Annotated in this window: 14 protein-coding genes, 1 tRNA gene and 1 pseudogene; 12 read left to right on the plus strand and 4 right to left on the minus strand. The window is 34.5% G+C overall.

Features of this window, described 5'->3' with window-relative positions:
• The first annotated feature begins 106 nt into the window (after positions 1–106).
• The 12 genes from ABWU75_RS00230 to rnc all read left to right on the plus strand — a co-directional run bounded on the left by ABWU75_RS00230 (position 107) and on the right by rnc (position 13,475).
• Positions 107–1,336, plus strand: coding sequence for a lipoprotein-releasing ABC transporter permease subunit (locus ABWU75_RS00230; RefSeq protein WP_264732521.1), 1,230 nt, complete (start codon positions 107–109; stop codon positions 1,334–1,336).
• Positions 1,329–2,060 carry a hypothetical protein gene (locus ABWU75_RS00235; protein ID WP_253309852.1) on the plus strand — a complete coding sequence of 244 codons (732 nt, stop codon included), beginning with the start codon at positions 1,329–1,331 and terminating at the stop codon, positions 2,058–2,060. Before ABWU75_RS00230 ends, ABWU75_RS00235 begins: the two co-directional genes overlap by 8 nt.
• Positions 2,057–3,277 (plus strand): heme biosynthesis protein HemY, encoded by a 1,221-nt coding sequence (locus ABWU75_RS00240; protein ID WP_353286825.1) that lies wholly within the window; start codon positions 2,057–2,059, stop codon positions 3,275–3,277. The genes ABWU75_RS00235 and ABWU75_RS00240 overlap by 4 nt, the downstream gene beginning before the upstream one ends.
• A 209-nt stretch (positions 3,278–3,486) precedes the next feature.
• A complete protein-coding gene (atpG, locus tag ABWU75_RS00245; protein ID WP_353286826.1) occupies positions 3,487–4,359 on the plus strand; it encodes an ATP synthase F1 subunit gamma in 873 nt (290 codons plus the stop codon).
• An 18-nt stretch (positions 4,360–4,377) separates the two neighbouring features.
• Positions 4,378–5,712, plus strand: coding sequence for a TldD/PmbA family protein (locus tag ABWU75_RS00250; protein ID WP_353286827.1), 1,335 nt, complete (start codon positions 4,378–4,380; stop codon positions 5,710–5,712).
• A 174-nt stretch (positions 5,713–5,886) separates the two neighbouring features.
• A complete protein-coding gene (locus ABWU75_RS00255) occupies positions 5,887–6,138 on the plus strand; it encodes a cold-shock protein (RefSeq protein WP_064124857.1) in 252 nt (83 codons plus the stop codon).
• A gap of 35 nt (positions 6,139–6,173) precedes the next feature.
• Positions 6,174–7,400, plus strand: coding sequence for a DEAD/DEAH box helicase (locus tag ABWU75_RS00260; protein WP_264732511.1), 1,227 nt, complete (start codon positions 6,174–6,176; stop codon positions 7,398–7,400).
• 204 nt (positions 7,401–7,604) lie between these two features.
• Entirely contained in the window at positions 7,605–9,911 is a 2,307-nt protein-coding gene (locus tag ABWU75_RS00265) for an AAA family ATPase (protein WP_353286828.1), read from the plus strand.
• A 64-nt stretch (positions 9,912–9,975) separates the two neighbouring features.
• A complete protein-coding gene (locus ABWU75_RS00270; protein WP_264732559.1) occupies positions 9,976–10,872 on the plus strand; it encodes a class I fructose-bisphosphate aldolase in 897 nt (298 codons plus the stop codon).
• A gap of 5 nt (positions 10,873–10,877) precedes the next feature.
• A tRNA-Cys gene (locus ABWU75_RS00275) sits at positions 10,878–10,949 on the plus strand.
• 669 nt (positions 10,950–11,618) lie between these two features.
• Positions 11,619–12,686 (plus strand): quinone-dependent dihydroorotate dehydrogenase, encoded by a 1,068-nt coding sequence (locus ABWU75_RS00280; protein ID WP_353286829.1) that lies wholly within the window; start codon positions 11,619–11,621, stop codon positions 12,684–12,686.
• A gap of 90 nt (positions 12,687–12,776) precedes the next feature.
• Positions 12,777–13,475 (plus strand): ribonuclease III, encoded by a 699-nt coding sequence (rnc, locus tag ABWU75_RS00285; RefSeq protein WP_253309845.1) that lies wholly within the window; start codon positions 12,777–12,779, stop codon positions 13,473–13,475.
• Between the two features lie 33 nt (positions 13,476–13,508).
• Here rnc and ABWU75_RS00290 read toward each other — a convergent pair.
• From ABWU75_RS00290 to ABWU75_RS00305, 4 genes and pseudogenes are all read right to left on the minus strand, one after another.
• A pseudogene (locus ABWU75_RS00290) lies at positions 13,509–13,836 on the minus strand (transposase family protein); the annotation flags it as partial.
• 142 nt (positions 13,837–13,978) lie between these two features.
• Complete coding sequence (locus tag ABWU75_RS00295; protein WP_353286830.1) at positions 13,979–14,521, minus strand: hypothetical protein; 543 nt, start codon at positions 14,519–14,521, stop codon at positions 13,979–13,981.
• Positions 14,522–14,630: 109 nt separating this feature from the next.
• Positions 14,631–15,161 (minus strand): phospholipase D family protein, encoded by a 531-nt coding sequence (locus tag ABWU75_RS00300; protein ID WP_253309843.1) that lies wholly within the window; start codon positions 15,159–15,161, stop codon positions 14,631–14,633.
• Positions 15,162–15,204: 43 nt separating this feature from the next.
• Positions 15,205–16,692, minus strand: coding sequence for a UbiD family decarboxylase (locus tag ABWU75_RS00305; protein ID WP_264732499.1), 1,488 nt, complete (start codon positions 16,690–16,692; stop codon positions 15,205–15,207).
• Positions 16,693–16,701 lie beyond the last annotated feature (9 nt).

The raw sequence follows: 16,701 nt of genomic DNA on the forward strand, positions 1-16,701 counted from the left end.
GTCTGCTAAATTTAAAGGAGTAAAAATATCTAGTTTTCAAATAAAGAAAAGTCTACAATTATACGAAGTTTCAAGAATATAATGTTTAACCTCAAAATATTTTGTAATGTCCATTGCCTTTGAAATTACTATGGCTGCTTGCTATTTGCGAGCGAAAAATGCCAGATTTTGCTCTATAATGACTTTGTTCTCTATTATCGGCATTGCCCTTGGAGTTGCAACACTAATAGTGGTGATGTCTGTGATGAACGGATTCAGAGCAAAGTTGCTTGACTCAATACTTGGCATTGATGGCCATATTAATGTTTATTTTGATAGGAACATAAATTCAGATTACTGCACAGTTTCGAAATCTATTGAGAAAATTCCTGGTATATTAAAAGCTACTCCTATGACCAATGATCAAGTTATTATTGTAGCAAATGGTAAAATTGCAGGTAGCGTAGTGCGAGGTGTGTCAACTAAAGATTTGCTTGATAGTACTACCATTACAAATAATGTAATTATAGGTGATGTAAAAAAATTTGATGAAGGGATAATAATAGGAGCACGATTGGCAGAAGCTTTGAACGTTGACTATGGCGACAAAATTACGTTTATATCATCTGAAGAATTTGATGCATTACTTGGTGAAATGCCGCGAATGAAAAAATATAAAGTTATAGCAATATTTGATATGGGTATGTTTGAGTATGATAATACCTTGATATATATGCCTCTAAAATCAGCACAAGCCTTTTTTAATTATGAAAATAGCATAAAAAATATAGAAGTACTTGTAGACGACGTTACTAGAGCTGATAAGCTGGCAGATGCTATAGAAAAAGAAATAGGAATGAAAGCTGAAAGTTGGCAATCACAGCAAAGCCATTATTTTAGTGCTTTAAAAACTGAAAGAAATGTGATGTTTTTAATTCTTACTTTGATTATAGTTGTAGCAGCGTTTAATATTATCTCAAATTTAATGATGATAGTGCAAGAAAAGAAATCCGCGATTGCAATTATGCGTACATTTGGTGCAACAAGTGGAAGCATTATGCGCATATTTTGCGCTTGCGGTCTATTAATCGGTTTTACGGGAACTTGTCTTGGCTGTATTATAGGTGTCGTTTTTTCTCTCAATATCGAAAGTATTAGAGTGTTTTTAGAAAACATTACTAACGTCAAGCTGTTTGATCCTATGATATACTTTTTTTCAAGTTTACCGGTGATATTAGTCCCTCAAGATGTAGTAAGTATTTCTGCACTTGCGTTACTCTTATCATTTTTAGCGACAATTGCTCCTGCATTGCAGGCAGCTGCACAAGATCCTGCGGAGATACTACGTTATGAATGATACTCAGCAAAAGTACATAGGTTGGTTCTTAATTGTATTGTTATTTACCGGTTACATCACAATAAATAACATAATCTTTTTTAAAATAAGTCAGCAAGAAAGCGAAGACAATATAAATGTTTTAACGGAAAAAATAGATGAATTCAGAATGTCACTTGAAGTTAATCAATCCAGGGTAGAAAAAAAGATATTTGACTTAAAGAGAGGTCTGCACACTCAATGTGAGCAAGGTGATGGTAGCTCAAGGTATAAGAACCTCGCAAGATTGCTGCTACTTGTAGTTAAAATGAAGAATTCGTTATTGCGAGAAGCAAAATTTGATAATCATATAAATTCAATAAAGCCTTTGATATCAGAGCTTGATGATCCAGAGATAGAAAATGCAGTAAATGAATTGGAAAGTTTGAAAGAGGTAGATACTTTACGTGAGTTGAAGTTATCTTTTGAGAAGACCATTGCTGTTATTAACTACAATAAAAGTACATTGTCTAAAAAAATCATTTCAAACTGGATTAGAATACAAGATAAAAATGACCCATTAAGGGCAAAATTCGCAGAAATTGAGGAGTCAATAAACGATAATGATTGGCAAAATATAACTGTTACAGTAAGCAATTTAACGCATTCAGAATTCAAGCCATGGCTGAATAAATTGAATGGTTTTATTGTAGCTTCTAAGAATATTTCAACAATATATCATCACTTATTACAATATATCTCATGATTTATTTTATAATTTTCGCTCTTTCGTTTTTATTTGGCATATGGGTCAAGGTAAGTGGTGAAGTAATAAAATTGGAATTAGGCAATTACACTATAAGTATTGATCTATATTTCATTATTTTTACTTGTGTAGTTTTATTATTTTTATTAATTACACTTGTACGCTTTTTTTCCTCCATTTTATCAACATTTGCCAACATAAGAAATAGAAGAAGGGATAGGGAAGAATTGCTTCTCTTTGAAGCTTTCTTTAGCATAGACTTAAACAATATAGAGAATGCCCAAAAGGTAGTTAAAAGTCTAAATGAGAAGAGCGATAGGTTGTCTTTAATAAAGCTCTTTAACTCAGGTAAGACGGGAAATTACAGCTTTTTCAGTAACGGTTTAACAAATATTGCAAATAAAAATCGTAACTTAGCTCTACTTCTGGCCAATAAGCTGATTGTTCACCTCAAACAAGAAAAAGTAGTCTTTCAAAAATTTATAGAATATTGCTCTAGTTCAATTAATGATAAAATGCTATCTATTCCCTTTCAAATAGAGCATTGCATATTGAAAGAAGATTGGATTAATGCAATTTTGAAGTTGAGGGAAGCAGTTAAGTTCAATATTTTTCTTCCCTTTGACCATAAAGAAATGTTTGCAGTTTTTTATTGTGCTTTGGCAAAACAATATGAAAGTAAAGGGGATTTTAAAGGGGCTATAAAGTCTTTACTCAGAGCACAAAGTTATTATGCAACTTTTCGGCCCATTAATTATTTAAAGGCAGAATTATATATTAAACTTGGAAAAATCAGAAAAGCTTCTGCAGTGCTAGAGGCAGAATATGCAGTAAATCCTATTCCTCAGTCAGCTAAAATGTACATCAATTTAAATAGTAAAGGTGCTGAAAGACTATACAACTTACGCCCTGATTATTATTTTAGTTACTGTTTACTTGCTTTGTCCTCAATGAGTTCAGGTAAATATGATCTTGCAAGTCAATATTTAGACACTGCTATGAAAAAGGCTAATTACATGTCAATCTACTTTATTGTAATACAACTTAAGGTTACATTGCAAGAACACGACAAGGTAATTTATTGGCTAAACAAGATGGGCTCAGAAGCTTTGCCTGATCCGGGCTGGAAGTGTAAAAATTGTAACAGAGAACTAAAGCAATGGGATCATAAATGTTCAAATTGCAATAGTTTTAATTGCGTTTATTATATGTTATAAGGTTCCACAAAGTGTGATGATAATAATATATGGGAAATTACCATCAAAGACCTCTATTGAACAATTTTTGGAGTAGATCTCTTAATATAACCCTTATTTCAAAATAATAAACCTGCAAGTTTTTTAGTTAGACTTGGTTCTAATGTCAAAAAAACTTGCTTTTAGACACTAACAATTATATATTTTAATAAATCAGGGTTGTATACAAAATGAAGAGCTTAAAGGAATTATCCTTAAGAATTAAGAATATTAGGTCTGTACAGAAAACCACGAAAATAATGCAAATGGTTTCTGCAGCAAAGTTATTACAAAGCCAAAAGAAATTATCAAATTCAAAATTATATATATCTAAGCTGCATAGCATTATTTCTTCATTAATGCTATCAGTTGATCAAAAATTACTGGCAAAAATTCTAAATATCAGTAATGACGGTTCTTACCTAGTATTCATTGTTGCGTCTGATCGTGGCTTGTGCGGCAACTTTAACTCTTCTATTGTCAAATTTAGTCAAGAGCGTGTAAATAAGTCAATCGCAAATGGCAAAAAAGTAGATATTGTATTTCTTGGTAAAAAAGCTTTTGATGTAGGTAAAAATAGGTTTGACTCTAAAAGTATCTTAAAAATTGAAAATAGTAAGGGGATCACGTTAAAGCACGTAGAAGCTTTGGTTGATGGTATAGATTTAAGTAAATACGATAAAGTTAAAGTTTTTTATAGTAAATTCTATAATACCTTCACGCAAAAACCAATGTTGGAAACAATAAAACCATGGAGTGAAGGCTCATCCTTGATTGACAACTCTCTGGCTGGTCCAACAACAGATTACGGCTATGAGTATGAACCACAAAATATTGAATTTATTTTAAAATCTTTGGTTCAAGATTACGTTGTAATTGCTCTTTACTCTGCTTTGCTTGAAAGTGCAACAAGTGAGAATAGTGCTAGGATGGTTGCTATGGAATCAGCAAACAGAAACACTAAAGAGATGCTGAACAAACTAGCATTGCTTTATAATCGTTCTCGTCAAGCAGCAATTACAACTGATTTAATTGAAGTTATAGGTGGTGCAGAGTCTTTATAAAAATCTAAGGAATAGAAAATGAATATATTAAATATTGCAGCAGATATCACTAAATTAATAAAAAAGCAGAATCAAGATGCGGAAGTTACAATATATGAAACTAATAAGACTTCAGTTTCTCAGCGTCTATCAAAAATTGAGCAAATATCACAATCTAAAAATTGCACTGTAGGAATCAGAGCTATAGCAGGTAAAAACAAAGCTGCGTATATTTCTACAAACGATTTGAATAATCTTAGTGATACGGTAAGCCAAGTGGTAGAAATGGCAAAGAATGCGCCAGAAGATCCTTGCATTAATTTTGCTGTAAATGGTAGTAATTATATCTCTTCTGCAGATTTAAGTATCTCAGATAATAATGTTGTAACCGTTGATAACCTAAAAGAAATTGCTGAAGCTGCAGAAAATTCAGCCCTTGCACATAAGAGTATCACTAATTCTGAAGGAGCCTCTTCTTCATACGCTTTAGTGAATACAGTATTATCGACTGTTTCTGGTTTTATTGGCTCGTTTAGTAAATCAACCTTTGCTAATCAGGTCTCTGTTGTTGCTGGAAGAGAAAGTGAAATGAAGGTTGGTTACGATTATGATATAGCATGTAATTTTAGTGATTTAAAGTTGCCAGAGTTAATGGGAAAAGAAGCAGCAAAAAGAGCAGTTGATCAATTGAATTCACGTACAATTAAAACTGGTAAATTTCCAGTTATTTTTGAAAAAAGAGCAGCAAAAGGGCTAGTAAAAAGTTTTGCTTCTGCTATAAATGGGAGCAGTATTATAAGCAACAGTTCTTTCTTGAGGGGTAGTTTAAACGCTCAGATTTTCAACGATAGAATTAATATTATCGATGATCCATTGTTGCCAAGAGGCATAGCATCGAGACCATTTGATGGAGAAGGGATAACTAGCAAGAAAAATATATTTGTAAAAAACGGAATATTACAAAATTGGATTTTAGACTTATACTCGGCTAGAAAATTAGACTCAGAAACAACCGGAAGTGCAACTCGTGCAAGTAATGCTGCAGTTATTCCTGCAGCTAGTAACCTCTACATTGAGAATGGTAATGTATCGTTTGAAGAATTAATTCAGGAAGTGAAAAAGGGAATATATGTAACTGATTTATTTGGTTTTGGTGTTAATTTAATCAATGGCGATTACAGCCAAGGCGCTTCCGGATTTTTTATAGAAAATGGAAAAATAACGTATCCAATACATGAGATTACCATTGCTAGCAATTTAAAGGATATGTTTAGCAATTTAGTCGTTGCAGATGATCTAACTTTTTGTGGGCAATTTAATTCACCAACGATTAAAGTTAGCGAAATGACGGTTGCAGGTTCGCTTAACGATTAAAAAATTTATTTGCATTAAGTACAACAATTGTGTATTATTGTCATGTAATGTTAAGAATAGACTATGGAGTATAAAGGTTTAGTTTCAATAGCTAAGCTTAAAGCATTCTCAATCGTAATTTCAAAGTTTTTCATCACATTAGTAATGTTAATTAATAATTTAGGAGTTGTTTAAATGGAATTTGGTAATGTAAAATGGTTTAATGCCGAAAAAGGCTATGGTTTCATCAAGCCAGAAGGTAAAGGGGGTGACGTTTTTGTACATATTAGCACGTTGGAACGTTCAGGAATAAGGCCTGAGACACTTAAAGGAGAGAATAAAGAGAAGGGGATAAAAGGAGAAAGGGTGAGTTATGAGGTTAAAGAGGAGCGTGGTAGAAACGGAGAAGATAAAAAATCTGCAATAAATTTAAGATTGGAAGATTAATCTATTATGAAGTCTTTTAATAGGGTTAACGTATTGTGAATAATTTTTATGAGATGGGTCTCCCAGCTTCGCTTACACAAGCTCTAGATAAAAATAATCTTTTCGTCCCAACTCCGATTCAAATACAAGCGATTCCCTTAGCGCTACAAGGTAAAGATATTCTTGGGTCTGCTCAAACGGGAACTGGAAAAACTTTGGCATTTGCTATTCCGTTGGTTGCTAAGTTGCTGAATGAGCCTAACACTGGTTCAGCTTTAGTCATCGTGCCAACCAGGGAGCTTGCGCATCAGGTAACAAATGAGATAAGAAAACTCTTATTTCAAAATTCTGCACTAAGGGTCGCTTTATTGATTGGTGGTGAGCCTATTTTTAGGCAGCTAAATCAGCTTCAGAAAAAACCACAAATTGTAATAGGTACTCCTGGTCGTATTATAGACCATATTGAGCGTAAAACTTTGATTACTCGCAATGTTAGCGTTCTTGTGCTTGATGAAACGGATCGTATGTTTGATATGGGCTTTGGAATTCAAATTGAAGGGATCATGAAATATCTGCCAAAAATACGGCAGACTCTTATGTTTTCTGCAACTCTTCCTAGTGATATAGTTAAACTTACTGAGAAGTACCTTAATCGACCAGAACGTATTTCTGTTGATTGTGAGATTACAACTTCTGTAAAAATTAAGCAAGAGATTGTTTATGCATCAGAATCAGAAAAATATGAAAAGCTTGTTACACAACTATGTCAGCGCGAAGGATCAATCATTATCTTTGTCAAAACAAAGCAAGGAGCGGATCAGCTAGCTAGCAGATTGCACAAAGATGACTATAGCGCTTTAGCAATTCATGGTGATTTAAGGCAGCACAAGCGCGAAAGGGTCATTAATTCTTTTCGTCGTGGCCGCAATCAAATCATGGTTGCAACAGATGTTGCTTCTCGCGGCCTTGATATTCCCCACATTCAACATGTTATCAATTATGATGCACCACAATCGCAAGCTGACTATATTCATCGTATAGGCAGAACTGCACGTGCTGGAGCTGAAGGGCATGCGCTATCTTTTGTTACACCTCAAGATAAGAGAAGACTGCCTGCATTGGCAGACAAAGAAGGAGAGCCAAATTTTGATTGTAGTGTGCAATTTAAAAAACGTAATAGCAAAAAGGTCTTTAAAAGGCCAAGTACGTTAAAGACTAAATACGGTAGAAAAAAGATCAATGCATTTAAGAAGAAAAGCAGAGTACTAGAAAAAGCATATTAAATAGGATTTACCTACAACTTGATAAGCGTAAAACTCGTCATTCCGCTACTCATTAGCGGAATCTATGTTGAGATATCGCGGTGCTATGACGTAGATCCAGAGTGGGGATTCAAATTGGCTACAGCGAACTGCTGGATTTCAATTTTTTTAATAATTGTGTGCTATTCATTATATATGAGTTCCCACTTTTAAAGAGAATAGGAGATGATTTCCAAAAACTTAGAGGCAAGTTTGAATAGAGCGCTACTCATTGCTTCTAATTTTAATCTAAAATATGCGAAAGTAGAACATTTATTGCTGGCGTTAACTAAAGACGTGGATGTAAATTACGTTTTATCAAGATGTAATATCAGAGCCGATGAAATCATCAATATGGATAACATTCTATCAAGATGCAATATTAAGGCTAATGATTATAATAATAATATAAAAGGGTTTTTACAAAGCAGTTCTGAATTGATTATCAGTGGAGTTAAACCTAGCTCAATGTTTCAATGCATAATACACAGAGCAATAATACGGGCTCATAGCTTGGGAAAAAAAGAAATAAATGGAGCAAGTGTTCTAGTAGAAATTTTGTCTGGGCAAGATTTATACGTTGAAGATCTATTGCAGAAACAAAGTGTGAAAGATTCCAATTTGATTTACCATATATCTAATATGAAATACTTGAGCGATATAGATGAATACACCACCAATCATAAAGTAAAACTTGATAAAAATAATGACGCTCCTACTACAGTAAATAAAGGTGAACTACTAAAAGATGAGGAAATTCTACAAAGTTATTGTAAAAATTTAAATGACTATGCGAGAAGCAAAAAAATAGATTATGTTATTGGTCGTGATTATGAATTAAATCGCACTATAGAAATATTATTGAGGCGTAGAAAAAACAACCCTTTATATGTTGGAGACCCAGGTGTTGGCAAAACAACAATAGTTGAGGGTTTGGTACTCAAGATCATTGAAGGCAGTGTTCCGAGTGCGCTCAGGTCCAGTATAATTTATGCTTTGGATTTAGGATCACTCCTTGCAGGGACACGCTACAGAGGTGATTTTGAAGAGAGAATAAAATCTATAATAAAAGCGATTGAGGTAAAACCAGGTGCTATCCTTTTTATTGACGAAATACACACTATCATTGGAGCAGGTTCTACAAGTGGTAGCTTTCTTGATGCAGGTAACCTACTCAAACCTGCGCTTGCAAGAGGTACACTACGTTGTATAGGTGCAACTACATATAGAGAGTACAGCACTAGTTTTGAAAAAGATAAAGCACTAGCAAGAAGGTTTCAAAAAATTAATGTTAAAGAATCTTCTGTTAATGAAACGATAAAGATACTAGATGGCATAAAGCACTACTATGAAGGGTATCATGGAGTATATTATACAAAGAATGCCATTAGGTCTGCGGCTGAACTTTCGCATAAGTATATTACTGGGCGAATATTACCTGATAAAGCGGTTGATGTTATTGATGAGGCAGGGGCATATTGTAAATTGCTAAGAAACAGGGGTAAAATTGTAAATAGTAGAGATATTAAGAATACCATTACTAGAATTACAAATGTGCCTTGCGGATCTGAATCTGATGATTTGCAGAAAGTAAAGTCTTTAAAAGCTAATCTAGAAAAGGTGATTTTTGGCCAAGAGCAGGCAATAGAATCTCTTGTTAATTCTATTAAAATTGCTAAATCTGGGTTGAGAAATTACAATAAGCCTTTAGCAAATTATCTTTTTGCAGGGCCAACCGGTGTTGGTAAAACCGAGCTAGCAAAACAATTAGTAGAAAGCATGGGCATGAATCTTATACGCTTTGATATGTCCGAATATATTGAATCTCATACGATATCAAGGATGATTGGTTCTCCTCCTGGATATGTAGGTTATGATCAGGGTGGATTACTCACAGAGTCTGTATCTAACAATCAATATAGTGTTGTGCTGCTTGATGAAATTGAAAAGGCCCATAGCGATATCTATAATATATTGCTACAAATTATGGATTATGGTTGTGTTACAGACACTTACGGACGTAAAGTTAACTTTTCCAATATAATTTTAATTATGACAACTAATGCAGGAGCAGCTGAACGCAGCAAAAGTTTTGTTGGCTTTGGGCATAAAAATTTTAACATTGGTGATAGCGAAAAAGCAATAGAACAGGTTTTTAGCCCTGAATTTCGTAATCGTCTTGATGCGATTATTTCTTTTTCTGACTTAAGTACGGATGTGATTTTGCATATTGTGGATAAATTTGTCCTAGAACTGAAAAAGCAACTGACGCAAAAAGGCATAAACTGCTTGGTAGAGGATGAAGTGAAATCTTATCTTGTACAAATGGGTTATAGTAAGGAAATGGGAGCACGTCCGATAGAGAGACTTATTGAAAAAGAGATAAAAAGTTACTTAGCGGAAGAAATACTGAATCGTAAATTAATAAAAGGAAAGAAATTAAGAATCTATATGAATAAAGTAGAAAATAAAATTGCTTTTAATATAGTTTAAAATCCTTGTATTGAACTTCATCTTTGTTACAATTTATAACTTAAATTTAATTTGAATTATAGTGATAAGTGATAAAGTAAAACAAGTCCTAAGCTACTACGAAAGTGAAAACCCCGGGGTAAAAGCAAATCTTACTCGTATTCTCATGCATGGAAAGCTTGGCGGTACTGGCAAGTTAGTGATTCTGCCCGTAGATCAAGGATTTGAGCACGGGCCAATAAAAAGCTTTGAAGTTAACCCTGATGCTTATGACCCACATTATCATTTTCAGCTTGCAGTTGATTCGGGAGTAAGTGCATATGCTGCTCCACTTGGTATGATTGAAGCTGGTGCTTCAACTTATGCTGGAATGCTCCCACTTATTTTGAAACTTAATAGTTCCAACTCCTTACATTCAAAAAATCTGACTTCTGATCAAGCAATAACCTCTTCTGTGAAAGATGCACTGCGTTTGGGCTGCTTGGCTGTTGGATTTACTATATATCCTGGTTCTGCTAAGTGTTTTGATATGATGGAAGAAACCCGTGAAATCGTAGCTGAAGCCAAATCTTATGGGCTTGCAGTAGTGCTATGGTCTTATCCACGTGGTGAAGGAATTTCCAAAGAAGGTGAAACAGCAGTTGATGTTATTGCCTATGCTGCGCACATAGCAGCTTTACTTGGCGCTAATATAATCAAAGTAAAACTTCCAACTAAATATTTGGAAAGGGAGAAAATAGAAACAGAAAATATTGAATCATTATCTAAAAGAATTGAATATGTTAAAAGATCTTGTTTTGCAGGGAAAAGAATAGTAGTTTTTTCTGGTGGCGAATCGAAATCAGTGAATGACATATGCAATGAAGCGAAAGAAATTAAGCAGGGTGGTGGTAATGGTTCAATCATTGGACGTAACACTTTTCAACGCAAAAGGGAGGAAGCTTTATCTATGCTAAAAGATATAATGGATATCTACACATAAAAAATGGCTGGGTGGCAGAATGGCTTATGCGGAGGACTGCAAATCCTTTTATACCGGTTCAATTCCGGTCCCGGCCTCTTTCATTTTCTATATCTTGTAAAAGTTGCTCAATTCAACAGTAGCTTTAAGTGTGTAACCTATAGAGAAAGCTTATCCATTATTTATTCATAAGTAAAATCAATAGACTTCTTGCATAACCCAAACTAAGTAGAAAAAAGGTGTCATCCCAGTGCCCTGACTACTTGGATCCAGAAAACTTAACTTTAAATAAGTGGCTGCATAATAAAGACTAGATTCCAGCGTCACGCGCTGGAATGAGACCATTTTCAGTCTCTTAAATTGCTTTAGCTACAAACATTAAGAAATTTACCAAATAAAAAAAAAGGCAAAGAAATCCCGTAGTGCGAGTTTTGACTCTATATTACTGTAAGTGGCGCTGTAATAATGTGCTGACGCTTAGTTTAAGCGCGATTTGGCTGAATGTAGAAAAAATAAAAAAGACATGCAGCCGCTATAATTTTATGTAATCCGCCAATAAATACCCTGAGTTTTTTACTGAATTTTGTCATTGAGCCTGCAGGTCAAAAACAAGTTTTGAGTCATAAATACCCTTATTGTCATAATAAGGGGGCTGGCGAAGCTTGTCAAGTAAGTTTTTTGTTTCTATTTCCAATAAAAGTTCGTTATATGGTTATGCAAGAAGTCTAATTTCTTTTCAAGTTATGGTTATACTCTTATAGCGTTTCATGGTAAAAAATAAACTAAAAATAAGCAAAGTGTTTTACAAAATGATATTACGTAATTTATTGTTTTTACTGCCGCCTGAAGTTGCTCACTCTTTGGCAATCATGGCATTAAAGAAAATACCTTATAAGAATCCTATAGAGCTACCAGAATCTTTGAGTGTGAATTTTTTTGGTAGTAAGCTCAGAAGCCCCGTGGGCCTGGCTGCAGGTTTTGACAAGAATGCAGAAGTTATAAGGCCTATGCTTTCATTTGGTTTTGGGTTTATTGAAACTGGTACTGTAACTCGTAATCCACAATATGGAAACAAAAAACCAAGAATTTTTCGGTTAATTAAAGATCAAGGGGTAATTAACAGATTGGGATTTAACAATAAAGGAATAGACTATTTTCTTAAACAAATAGATGAAACCAAGCTTGATGACTGCATTTTTGGCATAAATATAGGAAAAAATAGTGCATCGAAAGACCAAATTAGTGATTATGTTGATTTAATAAAGATGGTATATGGAAAAAGCAATTATATAGTGCTGAACATCTCGTCTCCAAACACGCCTAATTTACGCAATCTGCACAATAAGCAAGAATTATCGAAATTGTTGAAATCCATAACTCTAACCCGGAAATCAATTGATAATTCCGCAATAATATTAAAAATCTCACCAGATATAGATCAGCAAACGAAAGAAAATATCGCTGAGCTTGCGTTGGAATATAAGATTGACGGATTAACAGTAAGCAACACTACGGTAAGTAGAGATAATCTGCATTCCCACCACAACGAAAGTGGCGGATTGAGTGGCAAACCACTGTTCAAACTTTCAACCGAGTTATTGGGCGATATGTACAAATTTACTAAGGGCAAAATATTATTGATAGGGTGCGGAGGAATCTCAAGTGGTGCTGATGCATATAAAAAAATAAAGGCAGGAGCCTCTTTGGTGCAGTTGTACACTGCTCTCATATACCACGGACCTCAAGTTGTAAACAAAATTAATCTAGAACTTGCAGAACTAATAAGGAGAGATGGATTTAGTAACATTAGTGAGGTGGTGGGTTGTATACATTAATTTTGGAAGTTGGTGGTATTATTTTAATAAAATAAGACTAATTCTCTGGTATAAAGGTGGTAGAAAGTGCTTTTCTTTTAAATAATGGGTATGAAGAGTTTGAATGATGCAATATCTAAGATCATTGATTATAAATTTACAAATTATGCAATATTAGAAGAGGCACTAACTCACCCAAGCGTAAATAAAAGGAATAGCAAAAACCAGATTGTAAGCTACGAAAGACTAGAGTTTTTGGGCGATAGTGTTTTGAATATGGTCGTATCTGCCATACTGTTTAAACTATTTCCTGAAGAAAAAGAAGGAGCATTGGCAAAAAGAAAGACGGATTTAGTTTGTGGCAACACCATTGCTAATGTTGCTAAAGAAATAAAATTAGGCAGCTTTATCATCATGAATAATAGTGAACGCTGCAATGGAGGGAGATGTAATCTAAAAAATTTAGAAAACTCGCTTGAAGCACTAATAGGTGCAATTTATATTGATGGCGGACTTGAAAATGTTGAAAAATTTATTACCCAATATTGGGAAAAGCTAGCTAAAAGCATGCTTGACCCCCCTCAAGATCCTAAAACCTCACTGCAAGAGTGGACTCAGAAAAACAAATTGCCTTTACCAGAGTATGAGCTTGTAAAACAAACTGGACCAGCACACAATCCTGAATTTACTATATCAGTTTGCATAGAAGATTATGGTAAAGTTTCTGCATGTGCTTCTAGTAAAAAGATTGCTGAACAAAAAGCTGCTGAGTTAATGCTAGAAAAAATTGGAAAAGACGCTTCAGTTTAGGCAAAATAGGCATTAATAGACTTCTTTCAAAATTCATATAAGGAGCTCAAAATTGTGGATAGCAGCAATCAAATTAAATCTTAAACCAAAACGTTTTCGTCGGTTTCTATGTCTATCGGAAATGATTTTAAACCTTTTCAATTACGTTTTCAACTATTGCCCTTTGGATCATAAGTGTTCTGTTCTCTTTTTTTTGTTCTTTGCTTAACGGATTCTTTTTCGTTTTCCTGTGCGGTAATACAACATTTTTGTGTATCTTCTGCATTTCCCTGTAGCCGGCATCAGCTAAGATTTTAGTTTGTGGCAATACTGCTACCTTTGATTTTCTAAACATCCGAAAATCATGTTTTCTACCATTCGCTCAAATGTTGCTTTTTTTACCCCTATTAAACGTCAAAACTTTTCTCCTTCTAACTTTTTTATTTCCTTATATTTCATGCTTTCAAATACTTGATCTTACACTCCCTCTAACAATTTTGAAAGAAGTCTAGTGAATGGTCACGTTAAAACATGTTTTTAAATTTTTGCCAAAATCCTGGTTTATTATCATTAACCTTTGTAAATGTTATATTTAAACTGTATTTCGGATCATTTGGCACGTCGTATTTTATGCTAAATGTTGAAACTTTATCGTTATTGTAAATATGTACATCATCATATGATAGCTTTGTTGTGTAACACTTTACATGCTTTTGCTTATCATACACTAAATCACCTGACTCCCTTTCTAGTTCCACAAATTTCGTTTTTTTCTGACATTCCTTCATTTTTATTAAATCCTTATCTAGTGATATTGAAACTGGCAACGTATTTCCAGCATATTCTTTAGCTAAAAGTTCACTTTGAGGATACATTTTTATTTCCCTGCCAAAATGTGAGTCTATGAAATTATTACTCCAAAATTTATCGCCAGAATGCATGTACTCATCAGTAGCATACGGCACCCCACCATAACTGCATTGAACTTTGTAATCTCCAACACCGTTGTTTTGAAAAAAATCATGAATGGCAGTGTAGCTACCGGCAGCATCATTTATATAATTCATTACTTTATTCCTTAAACTTTTAGTTCATTATATCATAATCATTATGCCAATCAATCAAAAAAGCTCTCTCTTGCTGTTTTTAGAACTGATTTTAAGCAAGCGCTCTCGATTAGTTGGGAGCGTATTTATAAGATTGTGACATTCGTGCCTCCCAGTTTTTCACATACTGCTGAATCAATTCAGGATAATCTGTAATAATTAATAAATTTTCAGCATTTCCTTTTTTAGCTGTCTTACTAAGGTTAAATGACCCTGTGATGACTTTTTGATTGTCAACAATCATTATCTTATTATGAGCAATCTTTGGCTTATCATCGATCCAAATTGGTACTCCACCTGAAAATAATTCATTTATAACACTATATTTTGAGTAGAGTTGCGATTTATCTAAGATGACTTTAACATCAACACCGCGTTCTTTAGCATTAATCAAAGATTTTGCAACTGTTCCAAGAGTAAATGTATATTCTTGAACTAAGATAGATTTTTTAGACTGATCTATTACGCTGATTATCGGTACAGCACAATCTTCTCCAGGTGAAAAGCAAACCGTAGCTTTTGGGCAGGGCGAAAATATAAAACCCGCATAGTAATACAGAGAAAAACACATTAACAAGAATAAAAAGTGAAAAAGCCTCACAACAACTCACCCCCGGATATACGGCGATAGGCTACATCATAATTTAATCACCTGTCAATCCATATTCTTCCCACTTCTCCGTGACTTTTCTTACTATTTCCTCACTCATTTTAATTTTCTCTCCCCATTCTCGTTTGGTTTCAGGCGGGATTTTATTTGTTGCATCAAATCCCATCTTACCTCCCAGGCCACTTTCAGGGGAAGCAAAGTCTAAATAATCAATAGGTGTATTTTCTATCATGATTGTATCACGCACAGGGTCCATTCTCGTTGATATTGCCCACATCACTTCCTTCCAATCACGTACATTTATATCATCATCAACAACGATAATAAACTTCGTGTATAAAAATTGCTTTAGAAAGGAAAGTATGCCCATAACAATTCTTTTTGCCTGCCCTGGATAAGACTTTTTTATCGATATCACCGCTATTCTATATGAACAACCTTCTGGTGGTAGATAAAAATCCACTATCTCTGGAAATTGATTGATAAGAATGGGCACAAAGATTTCGTTGAGCGCTTCACCAAGAATTGATGGTTCATCAGGTGGCTTGCCAGTGAAAGTGCTGAGATAAATTGGATTTTTGCGCATAGTAATTGCAGTAATATTAAATTCTGGAAATTGCTCAACAGAATTATAGTAGCCGGTGTGATCTCCGTATGGCCCTTCATCTTGATATCTATCCAAACTTACATAGCCTTCCAGAACAATCTCTGCATGAGCTGGCACTTGAAGCGGAATAGTCTTACAATTTACAAGCTCAAGCGGTTTTTTGCGCAGCAACCCAGCAAATTGGTATTCTGACAATGTTTCTGGCACTGGAGTTACCGCAGCAATAATTGTTGCAGGATCACTACCGATCACAGCAGCAGCAGGAAATTTCATATTTTGTTCCTTCTCTTTCCATCGTTTGTGGTGACCTGCACCACCACGATGTGCAAGCCAGCGCATTAGAGTCGTTTTTTTATCTATAACCTGCATACGATATATTCCAAGATTGAAATTATCTTGCTTGTCTTCCGTTGGGCCTTTTGTCACCACAATTGGCCAGGTGATAAGTGGTGCAGGTTCATTTGGCCAGCATGTTTGAATAGGTAGCAAACTAAGATCCACCTCATCCCCAGTTAGCACCACTTCTTGACATGGAGCCTTGCTCACAACTTTACTTCGCATCGACAATACAACTTTTAGTAAAGGAAACATTTTCACGGCATCTTTGAAGTTTTTTGGTGGCTCAGGTGATCGCAAAAATGCTAAAAGTTTACCAAGATCTCTTAGTTCACCAGGGTTTATGTTCAACCCCAATGCAATCCTCTTAATAGTACCAAATAAATTCACCAAAACAGGGATCGAGCTTTTACCATTCTCTTTAACAACATTCTCAAAAATTATAGCTGGCCCTTTGTTTGACAAAACCCTACGGTGAATTTCTGTCATTTCAAGAACTGTTGAAACTTCCTCCTTAATCCTAATCAGATCTTTTTTTTCTTCTAAGGCTTTAATGAAGTCGCGTAAGTTGGTGTACATATTAAAATT

Origin of the sequence: Wolbachia endosymbiont (group A) of Anthophora plumipes (assembly GCF_964028115.1) — a bacterium.
Classification (GTDB): domain Bacteria; phylum Pseudomonadota; class Alphaproteobacteria; order Rickettsiales; family Anaplasmataceae; genus Wolbachia.

What these genes read in the sequence shown, in the direction of transcription:
- ABWU75_RS00265 (WP_353286828.1), top strand. Translation starts at nt 7,605, where the DNA reads ATGATTTCCAAAAACTTAGAGGCAAGTTTGAATAGAGCGCTACTCATT.
- ABWU75_RS00305 (WP_264732499.1), bottom strand. Translation starts at nt 16,692, where the DNA reads ATGTACACCAACTTACGCGACTTCATTAAAGCCTTAGAAGAAAAAAAA.
- ABWU75_RS00235 (WP_253309852.1), top strand. Translation starts at nt 1,329, where the DNA reads ATGAATGATACTCAGCAAAAGTACATAGGTTGGTTCTTAATTGTATTG.
- atpG (WP_353286826.1), top strand. Translation starts at nt 3,487, where the DNA reads ATGAAGAGCTTAAAGGAATTATCCTTAAGAATTAAGAATATTAGGTCT.
- ABWU75_RS00230 (WP_264732521.1), top strand. Translation starts at nt 107, where the DNA reads ATGTCCATTGCCTTTGAAATTACTATGGCTGCTTGCTATTTGCGAGCG.
- ABWU75_RS00280 (WP_353286829.1), top strand. Translation starts at nt 11,619, where the DNA reads ATGGTAAAAAATAAACTAAAAATAAGCAAAGTGTTTTACAAAATGATA.
- rnc (WP_253309845.1), top strand. Translation starts at nt 12,777, where the DNA reads ATGAAGAGTTTGAATGATGCAATATCTAAGATCATTGATTATAAATTT.
- ABWU75_RS00240 (WP_353286825.1), top strand. Translation starts at nt 2,057, where the DNA reads ATGATTTATTTTATAATTTTCGCTCTTTCGTTTTTATTTGGCATATGG.
- ABWU75_RS00255 (WP_064124857.1), top strand. Translation starts at nt 5,887, where the DNA reads ATGGAATTTGGTAATGTAAAATGGTTTAATGCCGAAAAAGGCTATGGT.
- ABWU75_RS00250 (WP_353286827.1), top strand. Translation starts at nt 4,378, where the DNA reads ATGAATATATTAAATATTGCAGCAGATATCACTAAATTAATAAAAAAG.
- ABWU75_RS00295 (WP_353286830.1), bottom strand. Translation starts at nt 14,521, where the DNA reads ATGAATTATATAAATGATGCTGCCGGTAGCTACACTGCCATTCATGAT.